The 12,681-nt window shown below is 69.5% G+C and carries 11 protein-coding genes; 3 read left to right on the plus strand and 8 right to left on the minus strand.

Features of this window, described 5'->3' with window-relative positions; all coding sequences use genetic code 11:
* Positions 1–90: 90 nt before the first annotated feature.
* Both ACYQ78_RS27405 and ACYQ78_RS27410 read right to left on the minus strand, forming a co-directional pair.
* Positions 91–939 carry a neutral zinc metallopeptidase gene (locus ACYQ78_RS27405; protein WP_459803804.1) on the minus strand — a complete coding sequence of 283 codons (849 nt, stop codon included), beginning with the start codon at positions 937–939 and terminating at the stop codon, positions 91–93.
* Between the two features lie 100 nt (positions 940–1,039).
* On the minus strand, positions 1,040–1,813 hold the full coding sequence (locus ACYQ78_RS27410) for a neutral zinc metallopeptidase (protein ID WP_459803805.1): 774 nt from the start codon (positions 1,811–1,813) through the stop codon (positions 1,040–1,042).
* 124 nt (positions 1,814–1,937) lie between these two features.
* On the opposite strand from ACYQ78_RS27410, the gene dxs reads away from it, so the two are divergent.
* Positions 1,938–3,815, plus strand: a complete 1,878-nt coding sequence (gene dxs, locus ACYQ78_RS27415) for a 1-deoxy-D-xylulose-5-phosphate synthase (RefSeq protein ID WP_459803806.1) — start codon at positions 1,938–1,940, stop codon at positions 3,813–3,815.
* A gap of 29 nt (positions 3,816–3,844) precedes the next feature.
* Here dxs and ACYQ78_RS27420 read toward each other — a convergent pair whose 3' ends face one another.
* From ACYQ78_RS27420 to ACYQ78_RS27430, 3 genes are read right to left on the minus strand one after another with little or no spacing between them, the layout of a single operon-like run.
* Positions 3,845–4,447 carry a LysE family translocator gene (locus tag ACYQ78_RS27420; protein ID WP_459803807.1) on the minus strand — a complete coding sequence of 201 codons (603 nt, stop codon included), beginning with the start codon at positions 4,445–4,447 and terminating at the stop codon, positions 3,845–3,847.
* An 11-nt stretch (positions 4,448–4,458) separates the two neighbouring features.
* Positions 4,459–6,450 (minus strand): 3-hydroxyacyl-CoA dehydrogenase NAD-binding domain-containing protein, encoded by a 1,992-nt coding sequence (locus ACYQ78_RS27425; protein WP_459803808.1) that lies wholly within the window; start codon positions 6,448–6,450, stop codon positions 4,459–4,461.
* Complete coding sequence (locus ACYQ78_RS27430; protein ID WP_459803809.1) at positions 6,447–7,631, minus strand: thiolase family protein; 1,185 nt, start codon at positions 7,629–7,631, stop codon at positions 6,447–6,449. The genes ACYQ78_RS27425 and ACYQ78_RS27430 overlap by 4 nt, the downstream gene beginning before the upstream one ends.
* A 104-nt stretch (positions 7,632–7,735) precedes the next feature.
* Here ACYQ78_RS27430 and ACYQ78_RS27435 point away from each other — a divergent pair, with 104 nt between their 5' ends.
* Positions 7,736–8,716, plus strand: coding sequence for a LacI family DNA-binding transcriptional regulator (locus tag ACYQ78_RS27435; protein ID WP_459803810.1), 981 nt, complete (start codon positions 7,736–7,738; stop codon positions 8,714–8,716).
* Between the two features lie 215 nt (positions 8,717–8,931).
* Entirely contained in the window at positions 8,932–9,651 is a 720-nt protein-coding gene (locus tag ACYQ78_RS27440; RefSeq protein ID WP_459803811.1) for a sugar phosphate isomerase/epimerase family protein, read from the plus strand.
* On the opposite strand, the gene ACYQ78_RS27445 is transcribed toward ACYQ78_RS27440, so the two are convergent.
* Genes ACYQ78_RS27445 through ACYQ78_RS27455 form a run of 3 tightly spaced genes read right to left on the minus strand, consistent with a single transcriptional unit; the run spans position 9,602 to position 12,611 of the window.
* Positions 9,602–10,432: a sugar phosphate isomerase/epimerase family protein gene (locus tag ACYQ78_RS27445; RefSeq protein ID WP_459803812.1), complete on the minus strand. Its 831-nt coding sequence runs from the start codon at positions 10,430–10,432 to the stop codon at positions 9,602–9,604. The genes ACYQ78_RS27440 and ACYQ78_RS27445 overlap by 50 nt on opposite strands.
* Positions 10,429–11,478 carry a dihydrodipicolinate synthase family protein gene (locus tag ACYQ78_RS27450; RefSeq protein WP_459803813.1) on the minus strand — a complete coding sequence of 350 codons (1,050 nt, stop codon included), beginning with the start codon at positions 11,476–11,478 and terminating at the stop codon, positions 10,429–10,431. Before ACYQ78_RS27450 ends, ACYQ78_RS27445 begins: the two co-directional genes overlap by 4 nt.
* Positions 11,475–12,611: a Gfo/Idh/MocA family protein gene (locus ACYQ78_RS27455; RefSeq protein ID WP_459803814.1), complete on the minus strand. Its 1,137-nt coding sequence runs from the start codon at positions 12,609–12,611 to the stop codon at positions 11,475–11,477. Before ACYQ78_RS27455 ends, ACYQ78_RS27450 begins: the two co-directional genes overlap by 4 nt.
* Between the last annotated feature and the right edge of the window lie 70 nt (positions 12,612–12,681).

Here is a 12,681-nt window from a genome sequence, read left to right on the forward strand (position 1 = left end):
ATCTCCACCACATCCGGAGGTCTTCCATTTGATCAAGCATCAGCTACGGCGAGTCACCAACCTGATGGCCGAGTACAGCTAGCGCTTGTCCTAGGCGACGCGGGCGTTGGAGACCGACCAGGTGTTGCACGACAGGAACGACTGCGAGTTGTAGCCGCGCTCCAGCCAGAACGCCTGGTTGCGGCCCTTGCCGTGGACGGTGTCGGTGGCGTGCTTGGCCGCCCAGTCGACGACCTGGTCCCACTCGTCGGCGATGACCGGCAGGCTCTCCTGCACCGAGCCGAGGAAGACTCCGGCCATGCACTCGGCCTGCTGCTCGACCCGGTGGTTCAGGTAGTCGCGGGCCGTCTTGGTGCGCGCCTGCGCGTAGAGCTGGTTGAAGGTGGGGACGATCCCGGCCCGCTGCTGCGCGTGGTGGCCGATCTCGTGGGCCATCGTCTTGGCCAGGGTCAGGCCCCAGGGGTTGCGGACCGTCGCCTTCGGCAGGAACTGGTAGATGGTCTGCGAGGCCGTGCAGTAGTGGGCGGTGTAGGTGGTGGAGAGCTTGCCGCACGGCGTCTTGGCGCCGCTGGTGCGGATGACGATCTTCGGCACCCGGTAGCTCATCCCGGCGGCCTTGAACTGCCGGGCGTACATGAGGTTGACGCACCGCGCGACCTTCAGCAGGTACGTCTTCAGCGAGTTCGCGCTGCCCGCGCGTGGCTCACCCGGAGAGCAGGCGAACGAGTCGACGGCGCCCGACCGGTAGAGCCGGTTCTTCGTCAGCACCGTGGGGAACGCGCGCTTCGCGGCGGACGGCGCTGCCATCGGGGCCGGGGCGGTCACACCGGCCGGGGCTGCGGCCAGGGGCGGGGGAGAGGAGGTGGCCTGGGCGGCGGAACCCGTCACGACGAGGACGGAAAGGGCGCCGGAGGCCAGTGCGATCAGGGGGTTTCGCATGGTGGGGATGACCATAAACCAGGTCTGATGAATGAGTAAAGTCGGGTAAATGCGTATATTTACGGCGGCCACCCCCCGTGGATGACCGCCGCACCGCAGGTCAGGCCACCTGTGAGGCCGAGGCCTTGTAGGTGTTACAGGCGCTCGGCGAACCCGCCTTGAAGCCCCTGTCCGTCCACGCCACGCGGCTCTTGCCGGTGCCGTGCACGGGGTCCCCCATCTCCTCGCTGATGTAGGTCAGCAACTGCTTCCAGTCGTGGGAGTCACGACCGGTGGAGGCCCAGATGCTGCGCAGGTACGCCCCCGACAGGCAGTCGGCCTGCAGTTCGAGGCGGGCGTGCCACGCGTAGGCCTTCTTGGTGGTCTTGGGAGCCAGCTTGTCGTGGGCCTTGATGATCCCCGACCGGTGCTGCACGTGGTGGGCGTACTCGTGCGCCAGCACGTAGAAGAGGAAGGGCACGTCGCCGAACTCGAGCATCCAGCCGTCGACGAGGACGACGATGCCCTGGGTGTCGTTGCAGTAGGCGCCGCCCCAGTAGCCGTCGAGCTTGCCGCACGCCCGGGTCTTGACGTTCGTCTTGTTGACGAACTCGATGCTCGGCTTGCGGAAGGGCAGCTTCGCCTTCTTGAAGAAGGAGGTCCAGCTCGCGTCGAGGCAGACCGCGGCCTCGCGCAGGTAGTTCGTCGCGGTCAGGTAGTCAGGGATCTCCTGGGAGTATTCGGGACACGACCGGACCGGCAGCTTGCCGGACGTGTAGATCGGGTTCTTCGTCAGAGCGGACAGTCCGGTCGGAACAGGCCGTGCGTGGACCGTTCCGGGCGCCAGAAGAGGCGCGACCATGCCCGCGACCAGTAAGGAAATGATTTTTCGCACGAAATCAGGAGGGTACGGGACAAGTCAATCCCCCGTAAAGGGATTCCCCAGGCCTCGGGGCCGGAAGCCGGGCATTGTCGAACTACACTCCTACTGTTCGACGGCGAACGGGAAAGGAATCGCAGTGGGCCTTCTGGAGTCCCTGAGCGGACCGACCGACCTCAAAGCACTCGACGCGAGCGAGCTGCCCCGGCTCGCCGAGGAGATCCGTGACCTGCTGGTCCGCTCCGTCGCGAACTCGAAGGCGGGTGGTCATCTGGGTCCGAACCTCGGGGTGGTCGAGCTGACCATCGCCCTCCACCGGGTCTTCGACTCGCCCCACGACCGCATCGTCTGGGACACCGGCCACCAGTCCTACGTCCACAAGATGCTGACCGGCCGCGCCGACCAGTTCGACGGCCTGCGGCAGGAGGGCGGCCTGTCGGGCTACCCGAGCCGCGCCGAGTCGGCCCACGACATCGTGGAGAACTCCCACGCCTCCACCGCCCTCTCGTGGGGCGACGGCATCGCCAAGGCGTTCCGGCTGACCGGCAGCGACCGCACGGTCGTCGCGGTGATCGGCGACGGCGCCCTCACCGGCGGCATGGCCTGGGAGGCGCTCAACAACATCGCGCTGACCAAAGACCTGCCGCTGGTCATCGTGGTCAACGACAACGGCCGCTCCTACTCGCCGACGATCGGCGGCCTGGCCACCCACCTGTCGAAGCTGCGCGTGACCCAGAGCTACGAGCAGGTGCTCGAGTTCGTCAAAGACAAGTTCGGCAACGTGCCGGTCCTCTACGACACGCTCCACGGCATCAAGAAGGGCCTCAAAGACGTCCTGGCCCCGCAGGTCATGTTCGAGGACCTCGGCCTCAAATACGTCGGCCCCATCGACGGCCACGACGAACCCGCGATGGAGACCGCGCTGCGCAAGGCCAAGGCCTACGGCGGCCCGGTCATCGTCCACGTCGTGACGAAGAAGGGCCAGGGCTACGAACCGGCCGAGAACCACGACGAAGACTGCTTCCACGCGCCGCAGCCGTTCGACATCGTCACCGGTGAAGAGAGGCCCAAGCAGCTCGGCTGGACCAACGTGTTCAGCGACGAGATGGTCCGCATCGGCGCCGAGCGGCAGGACGTCGTCGCCATCACCGCCGCGATGCTCCACCCGACCGGCCTGGCCGACTTCGCCGCCCTCTACCCCGACCGCATCTTCGACGTCGGGATCGCCGAACAGCACGCCCTGACCAGCGCGGCGGGCCTGTGCGTCGGCGGCCTGAAGCCGGTCGTCGCCGTCTACGCGACCTTCCTCAACCGCGCCTTCGACCAGCTGCTGATGGACGTCGCCCTCCACAGGCTCCCCGTCACCGTGGTGCTCGACCGGGCCGGTGTGACGGGCGACGACGGCGCCAGCCACAACGGCATGTGGGACCTGTCGATCCTCCAGGTCGTGCCCGGCATCCAGGTCGCGGTGCCGCGCGACGCCGTGCGGCTGCGCGAGCTGCTCGGCGAGGCCCTCGACGTCACCGACGGCCCGAGCGTGGTGCGCTTCCCGAAGGGCGGCCTGGTCAAAGAGGTCGAGCCCATCGGCGAGATCGGCACGATGGAGCTGCTCCACGAGGGCGAGGGCGAGCCCGACGTCCTCATCGTCGCGGTCGGCCCGATGGCCGAGATGTGCCTCGACGCCGCCGGGCTGCTGGCCGCCCAGGGCGTCTCCGCCACGGTGGTCGACCCGCGCTGGGTCAAGCCGCTCGACGAGTCGCTGACCCTGCTCGCCTCCGCCCACAAGCTGGTCGCCGTGGTCGAGGACAACGGCCGCGTCGGCGCGGTGGGCGACGCCGTGTCGCGGCTGCTGCGCGACCACGACATCGACGTGCCGGTGCGCAACTTCGGGCTGGCCCAGGAGTTCCTCGACCACGCCAAGCGGCCGAAGATCCTGGCCGACGCCGGGCTCACCGCGATCGACCTGGCGGGCGAACTGTCCGACGCCCTGCGCCGCCGGTCGGCCGTCGACTTCTGAGTCTTCGACGGGTAGCCGGCCTCGGTCGGCTACCCGACCACTCCCTGGACGACCAGCCAGGCGCCCGCCCCGGCCAGCAGCACCCCGCTCGCGGCGAGCGTGAGCCGGTAGCCGCGGGGGCTGAGCCGGTGCCGTCCGGCGGCGATGAGCGCGGCCAGGATCACTTTCGCGCCGACGAGCAGCAGGTAGAAACCGATCAGGAAGGCGGCCGCCGCGGAGGGGCCGGTCTCCCAGGCCGCCACGACCAGCGGGCCGCCGACCGCGATCCAGAACAGCCACGGGTGCGGGTTCAGCAGGTTGACCAGCACGCCCTTGCCGATCTGCGAGGGCACCTTCTCGCCGGGGGCGGGCAGGGTGGCCGTACGGGCACCCAGGAACGCTTCGATGCCGAGGTAGACGACGTACAGGCCCCCGGCTATCGACAGACCCCGCAGCAGGGCCGAGGGGAGCGCGCCCGCGAGGACGATCGAGAGCACCACGACGGGCAGGTCCGACAGCAGCGGCACGCACGCCATGCGCAGCCCGGCCGGGAAACCGCCGCGGAGACTCGCGGTGATGACCAGGCCGAGCAGCGCGCCCGGCGCGACCCCGGCGCCGAGGCCGAGGCCGATTCCGAGCAGTAGTTCCCGCACATCACGGGAGCTTAGGGGAGGAAACGGGCCCCGTTGACCGCCTCGGAGACGCCGGTCCGGTCGAGGTAGGGCGTGATGCCGCCCAGGTGGAACGGCCAGCCCGCGCCGAGGATGAGGCACAGGTCGATGTCCTGTGCCGCCGCCACGACCCCTTCGTCGAGCATGATGCGGATCTCCTCGGCCAGCCCGCGCAGCGCCCGGTCACGCACCTGCTGCGCGTTGGACACCTCGCCGCGCCCCGGGTGGAGCGTGTCGCCGCCGGTGGAGACCATCGTGGCCAGCGCGGCCGAGACCGCGAACCGGTCGGGGTAGGCGGTGTTCATCGTCTCGGCGACGTGCAGCGCGACCGCCGGGCCGACCAGCTTGAGCAGCGTGAAGGGCGACATCGGCAGGCCGAGTTCGTCGAGCGCGTGGTCGGCGACGTCGGCGGAGGTGCCCGTGTCGACGGCGGCCATCACCTCGCCCATGAACCGGGTGAGCAGCCGGTTGACGACGAACGCGGGCGCGTCCTTGACCAGCACGGCCGACTTGCGCAGCGTCTTGGCGACGGTGAACGCGGTCGCTACGGTGGCGTCGTCGGTCTGCTCGCCGCGCACGATCTCCAGCAGCGGCATGACCGCGACCGGGTTGAAGAAGTGGAAGCCCACGAGCCGCTCGGGGTGGCGCAGCTGCGAGGCCATCTCGGTGACCGACAACGACGAGGTGTTGGTGGCCAGCACGCAGGTGTCGGAGACCACCTCCTCGACCTCGGCGAACACCGTCTGCTTCACCTTGAGGTCTTCGAACACGGCCTCGATGACGAAGTCGGCGTCGGCGAACGCCTCTTTGGTCAGCGACCCGGTGACCAGCCTCTTCAGGCGGTTGGCCTGGTCGGCGGTGACCCGTCCCTTGGCCTGGAGCTTGTCGACCTCCTGGTGCACGTAGCCGACGCCCTTGTCGACGCGCTCCTGGTCGAGGTCGGTCAGCACCACCGGCACCTGGAGGCGCCGCGCGAACAGCAGCGCGAACTGCGAGGCCATCAGCCCCGCGCCGACCACGCCGATCTTCGTGACCGCCCGGCCGGGCACCTGCGGCACCCCGGCCGGCTTCTTGGCGCGGCGCTGGGTCAGGTCGAAGGCGTAGAGCCCGGCGCGCAGCTCGTCGCTCATGATGAGGTCGGCGAGCGCGTCGTCCTCGGCCGCGAAACCGGTGTCGCGGTCGCTGGTGCGCGCCTTCTCGATGAGGTCCAGTGCTCGGTACGGAGCCGGCGCCGCCCCCCGCAGTTTCAGGTCGACCAGTTGACGGGCCTGCTCGACGACGGGCGCCCAGTCGACGGACTCATGCCCCGGCCGCTCGACCACGACGTCACCGTTGACCACCTTGGCGGCCCAGCGCAGCGACTCCTCCAGGAAGTCGGCCGGCTCGAACAGCGCGTCGGCGAGCCCGAGCCCGTAGGCCTCCGGACCCTTGATCATCCGGTTCTGCGACAGCGGGTTCTCGATGATCAGCTTGATCGCCTTCTCCGGACCGATCAGCCGGGGCGTCAGGTAGGTCCCGCCCCAGCCCGGCACCAGCCCGAGGAAACACTCGGGGAAGGCGACCGCGGGGACACCGGAGGAGATCGTCCGGTACGTCGCGTGCAGCGCCAGTTCCAGCCCGCCGCCCATCGCGGCGCCGTTCACGAACGCGAACGACGGGATGCCCAGCTCGCCCAGCCGCCGGAACACGGCGTGGCCGAGCTGCCCCACCAGGTGCGCCTGCTCGCGGGAGGAGATGGAACCGGCCTCCTTGAGGTCGGCCCCCACCGCGAAGATGAACGGCTTGCCGGTGACCCCGACGGCGGTCAGATCGGTGCGCTTCTCGATGGAGTCGAGGGCGTTCTTCAGCTCGTTGAGGCCGCCCTCGCCGAACGTGTTCGGCTTGGTGTGGTCTTCACCGTTGTCGAGGGTGATCAGCGCCATGGTGCCGGCGCCGTAGGGAAGCTCGACGTCGCGGACGAGTGCGTGCGTCACAAGCTCGCTCATGCCAGGTTCTCCCAGATCACGGTGCCGCCCATGCCGAGGCCGACGCACATGGTGGTGATGCCATATCGGACGTCGGGGCGCTCGGCCATGCCGCGCGCCAGCTGGGTCATCAGCCGCACGCCGCTGGAGGCGAGCGGGTGGCCGTAGGCGATGGCGCCGCCGTAGGGGTTCACGCGGGGGTCGTCGTCGGCGAGGCCGAAGTGGTCGAGGAAGGCCAGCACCTGCACGGCGAACGCCTCGTTGATCTCGAACAGGCCGATGTCGCCGATGCTCAGCCCGGCCAGCCGCAGGGCCCGCTCGGTCGAGGGGATCGGTCCGACACCCATGAGCTCGGGGTCGACGCCCGCGAACGAGTAGGAGACCAGCCGCATCTTGGCCGTCAGCCCGAGTTCGGCCGCGACGTCCTCGGCGGCGACGATGCAGCCGGTGGCGCCGTCGTTGATGCCGGAGGCGTTGCCCGCCGTCACGTTGCCGTGGGGGCGGAAGGGGGTCTTGAGCTTGGCCAGGCCGTCCATGGAGGTGCCCGGACGCATCGCCTCGTCGGTGGTGGCCAGGCCCCAGCCCTCGGCGGCCTTGCGGGTGGCCGTCGGCACCAGGTCGGGCTGGATCACGCCGTCGGCGTAGGCCTTGGCGGCGCGCTCCTGCGAGAGCACGGCGTAGGCGTCGGCCCGCTGCTTGGTGATCGCGGGGTAGCGGTCGTGCAGGTTCTCGGCCGTCATGCCCATGATCAGGGCCGACCCGTCGACCAGGCCCTCGGACAGGAACCGGGGGTTGGGATCGACGCCCTCACCCATCGGGTGGCGGCCCATGTGCTCGACGCCACCGGCGATGGCGACGTCGTAGGCGCCGAAGGAGATCCCGCCCGCGACGGTCGTCACGGCGGTCATCGCGCCCGCGCACATGCGGTCGATCGAATAGCCGGGGACGGTCTTGGGCAGCCCCGCCAGGATCGAGGCCGACCGCCCGAGCGTGAGCCCCTGGTCGCCGATCTGGGTGGTGGCCGCGATGGCGACCTCGTCGACCCGCTCGGGCGGCAACGACGGGTTGCGGCGCAGCAGTTCGCGGATGACGCGGACGACCAGATCGTCCGCCCTGGTCTCGGCGTAGAGGCCCTTGGGCCCCGACTTGCCGAACGGCGTGCGAACGCCGTCGACGAAGACGACTTCACGTGACGCGGGCACGGTATCTCCCTTATTGCGTGGGCTGACACCCATAATGCTACTCGCGAGTAACTAGCCGGTGGTGCGGCATACTGGGAAATCGCTTTCCGGGAGGATTGTCACTCGTGGTCACGCTCGAAGACGTCGCACGACACGCCGGAGTGTCGCTCGCGACCGCCTCACGCGTCCTGAACGGGAGCGCCCGCCAGGTCGGCGCGGGCCTCCGCGCCAAGGTCGAACAGGCCGCCGTGGAACTGGGCTACCGCACCAACGTCGCGGCCCAGACCCTCGCGAGGGGCGCGGGGAACGTGATCGGCCTCGTCGTCCACGACCTGATCGACCCCTATTTCGCGGCCATCGCCGACGGGGCGGTCCGCGCGGCGGAGTCCCACGGCATGGTGGTCATGGTCGGCACGACCCACCGGGATCCGGCCAAAGAGATCGCCTACGTGTCGACCCTCGGCGCCCAGCGCGCGCGGGCGGTGATCCTGGCGGGCTCCCGCATGGACGACCCCTCCACCTCCGGCCTCCGCGCCGAACTCGACCGCTACCGGTCGCAAGGTGGCCGGGTCGCGGTCATCGGCCAGGATCTTCTCGGTACGGACACCGTCGCCGTGGCCAACCGATCGGGCGCCGCCGCCCTGGCCGAATCCCTGCTGGCGATGGGCCACCGGGAGTTCGCGATCCTCGCCGGGCCGCCGCGGCTGATCACGGCGGCCGACCGCTGCGAGGGCTTCGCGAGCGCCCTTCCGGGTCTCTCCCCGCAGATCATCCACGGCCCCTTCGACCGCGACGGCGGCCATTCCGCGGCGCGGTCGATCGACCCCGGGGTGACGTGCGTGTTCGCGGTCAACGACGTGATGGCGGTGGGGGCCCTGGCGGCGTTCCGGGAACGGGGCATCCGGGTGCCGGAGGACATCTCCCTGGCTGGATTCGACGACATCTCGACCTTGCGCGACCTGGTCCCGGCCCTGACGACGGTCCAGTTGCCACTGGCTGATCTTGGGGCACGGGCGGTCGAGCTGGCTCTGGCCGAGGGGGAGGGCGCGTCGGTGGTCCACGTGGAGGGCGAGGTCGTGATCAGAGAGAGCGTGCGGGCCCGATAAAGATCGGTTCGTCCGGAGGCCGAGGTCGTGATCAGAGAAAGCGCGCTGGCCAGGGCTCTACGTGATCAGGGAGAGCGGGCGGGCTTGATGAGGGTTCGGCGTGGCTGGAGATCGGGAGCGCCTCGGCTGATGAGTGGCGATGAGGTGGCGGCCTTTGACCTTGGCGCCGGTATCACCCGCGTGATCGCGAGCACCCGGACAGGACGGAGCGTGAGATGAGATTCGCCATCAGCACCCTTGGGCTGCCGGGGGCGCCACTGTCCGAGGCCGTTGACATGGCCGTTCGGCATGGGGTGGAAGGGCTTGAGTTGCGGCTGCATGAGGATGCGCCACTTGACTGCGATCCTCGGGAGGCCGGGCTTGAGGTGGTTTCCCTGTGTGGATATATCCGGATCGCCAGGCCTGGGCCCGACGAGCCGGTGATCGCTGCACTGAGGGAGCAGCTTGCGCTGGCCGATCGGTTCGGGGCGCTCGGGGTGCGGGTTTTCCCTGGTGGGACAGACCTCGATGCTGCTGTACGACGCCTCCAGGCCGTCGCGGGGGAGACGCACGCCCGCGTCCTGGTCGAGACGCATGACGACATGGCTACTGGCGCCGCCGTCGGTGCGTTGCTCGATCGGTTCGGGAGGCCCGAGGCCGCCGGGGTGATCTGGGACATCCTGCATCCCTGGCGCAACGGGGAAGCGCCTGCCGACACCTTGGCGGCGTTGGGGCCGCATCTCGCTTATGTCCAGATCAAGGATGCCGTCGGCACCACGCCCCGGCCGATGGGGCTGGGGGAGGTGCCGCTGGACGTCTTCGGCGAGTTGCTTCGGGACTACTCGGGATGGCTGTCGCTGGAGTGGGAGAAGGCCTGGCATCCGGAGGTCGAGCCGTTGGAGGAGGTCATCCCCGGGGCGCGAGACTGGGTGCGATCCATCTCTCGTACCGGGTGATCATCTCTTTCAGCACCTCGTCGGGGTCGCTCGCCCAGACGTCTGCGTTGAAGATCTCGACCTCGATGTCGCCGTCGTATCCGGCTGCCACGACCGCTTCGGTCAAAGGGCCGAAGTCGATCACGCCGTCGCCCATCAGGCCCCGGCCCAGCAGGACATCCGCCGGGAGCGGGACCAGGAAGTCGCAGACCTGGTAGCTGAAGATCTTGGCTCGGGCGATCTCGGTGAAGACCTCTGGATCCCACCACAGGTGGAAGGTGTCGACGACGACGCCCACGTTGTCGAAGGGTTCGGCCAGGTCGTTGGCCTGTTTCAGGGTGGACAGGACCGCGCGGTCGGCGCAGTACACGGGGTGGAGGGGTTCGAGCGCGAGGCGTGCACCAGCGTCGGCGGCGTAGGGGGCGAGAACCTCGAGGGACTCCGCGACCCTGGCCCGTGCGGCGGGGAGGTCTCGGGAGATGTCGCCCAGGGGCTCGCCGGGGACCACGCCGGGGAGGCCGCCGACGACCATGACCAGGCACGACGCCTCAAGGGCCGCCGCCTCGTCGATGGCGCGGCGGTTGTCGTCGAGGGCGTCGCCGCTGGTCAGGAAGCCGCCTCGGCACAGTGACGAGACCCGCAGGCCGGCGTCTCGGACCAGTTTCACCGATTCGGCCAGGCCCTGGTCGGCGACGTTCTGGCGCCACAGGCCGATCGCCTCCAGGCCGTGGCGGGCGCAGCCTTCGACCGCTTCGCGGACGGTCCAGCGTTTGGTGGTCCACTGGTTCAGGGACAGGGTCACTGGCCGTACACCGCCATCAGCGACCGGAGACGGGCGGCGGCGAGGTCGGGGTCGGCGATCAGGCCGGCGCGTTCGGCCAGGCGGTGGACCTCGATCAGGTGGGGGAGCGAGCGGGCCGACTGGGCGCCGTTGATCATGGTGAAGGCGTCCTGGTGGCCGTTGAGCCAGGCCAGGAAGACCAGGCCGGTCTTGTAGTGGAAGGTCGGGGCCTCGAAGATCTTCCGGGACAGGTCGACCGTGGGGGCCATGATGCGGTCGTACTCGTCGAGATCGCCCTCGTCGAGGGCGGTGAGGGCGGCGGAGGCGGCGGGGGCGATGGCGTCGAAGATGCCGAGGAGCGCGTGGGAGCCCGATTTGATCAGCGACGGGTAGTTGAAGTCGTCGCCGGTGTAGAGACGGACCCCCTCCGGGAGCGCGGCGCGCAGGGCGATCTCGTGGTCCTCGTCGAGCAGCGAGACCTTCACGCCCTCGATCTTCGAGGCGTTCTCCCTGATCAGCGCCAGGAAGGACGCCGTGGCCTCACCGATGTCCCGGGAACCCCAGTAGCCCGCCAGGTGGGGGTCGAACATCTCGCCGAGCCAGTGGAGGATCACCGGGCGGTCGACCTCGGCCAGCAGGCGGCCGTAGATCTCGTGATAGTCGTCGGGGCCCTGCGCTAGCGCCGCGAGCTGCCGTGACGCCATGATGATCACACCCGCCCCGGCCTCCTGGACGGTGGCGATCTGCTCCAGATAGCCGTCCAGGACCGCTTTCAGATCGTGTGGGGCGGTCAGGTGGTCGGTTCCGGCGCCGCAGGCCACCAGGTCGGGGGCTTCGGCGGCGCTCAGGCGGATGAGTTCCCTCGTCGCGGTCCAGTCGAGGCCGGCGTTGCGCTGGGCGGTGTCCATGGCGTCGGCGACGCGGAAGCCCAGGGACCACAGGTGGCGCCGGAAGCGCAGTGTGGCCTCCCAGTCGACCTGGGCCGGTCGGCCAGGCGTGTTGTCGGCGAGAGGGTCGGCCACCACGTGCGCGGCGGCGTACACGACCCGGCTTTTGAAGCTTTTCACGGGGCCACCGGCATTCTGCGGCCCTCGGCCGCCGAGGTCAGGCCGAGTTCGGCGAGCAGGACCCCGCGCGCGCCCGAGCGCAGCGTGTAGGGGAACGGCTCGTCGTCGACGACGTGGCGGATGAACCTCTCCCACTGGACCTTGAAGCCGTTGTCGAACTCGGTGTTGTCGGGGACCTCCTGCCAGCCCTCGCGGAACCTGGCCGTCGCGGGAAGGTCGGGGTTCCAGACCGGTTTGGGAGTGGCGCTTCGGTGCTGTACGCGGCAATTGCGCAACCCGGCCACCGCGCTGCCGTGGGTGCCGTCGACCTGGAACTCCACCAATTCGTCGCGGTTCACCCGGACCGCCCACGACGAGTTGATCTGCGCGACCGCCCCGCCGTCGAGCTCGAACACGGCGTAGGCCGCGTCGTCGGCGGTCGCCTCGTAGGACTGGCCGCGTTCGTCCCAGCGCTCGGGGATGTGGGTCGTGACGTGGGCGTAGACCGAGGTCACCGGGCCGAACAGGTTCTCCAGCACGTAGGCCCAGTGGGGGAACATGTCGAGCACGATCCCGCCGCCGTCGGCGGACCGGTAGTTCCACGACGGGCGCTGCGCGGCCTGCCAGTCGCCCTCGAACACCCAGTAGCCGAACTCGCCCCGGACCGACAGGATCCGCCCGAAGAACCCGCCGTCGATCAGCCGCTTCAGCTTCAGCAGGCCAGGCAGGAACAGCTTGTCTTGGACGACACCATTCTTGACCTGCGCCTTCTCGGCCGTGTCGGCGAGTTCGAGGGCCTCTGCCGACGACTCGGCGGTCGGCTTCTCGCAGTAGACGTGCTTGCCGGCCGCGATGGCCTTCTTGGTCGCCGCGACCCGGGCCTGGGTGATCTGCGCGTCGAAATAGATCGTGTTCGTGGGGTCGCCCAGAGCGGCGTCGAGGTCGGTGGTCCAGTCGGCGATGTCGTGCTTGGCGGCGAGGTCCTTGAGCTTGGCCTCGCTCCGCCCGACGAGGACCGGCCGCAGCTTCACGCGGGAGCCGTCGGCCAGGGTCACCCCGCCCTCGGCGTTGATCGCCAGCACCGACCGCACCAGGTGCTGCCGGTATCCCATCCGCCCGGTGACCCCGTTCATCACCACGCCCAGCTCGGCCATGCGGTCCTCCTTCAGTGGAAAGCGCTTTCCGCACGGTATGTCAGCCCTCACCCCGAGGGCAAGGGGTCTG

Source organism: Herbidospora sp. RD11066 (assembly GCF_054661255.1).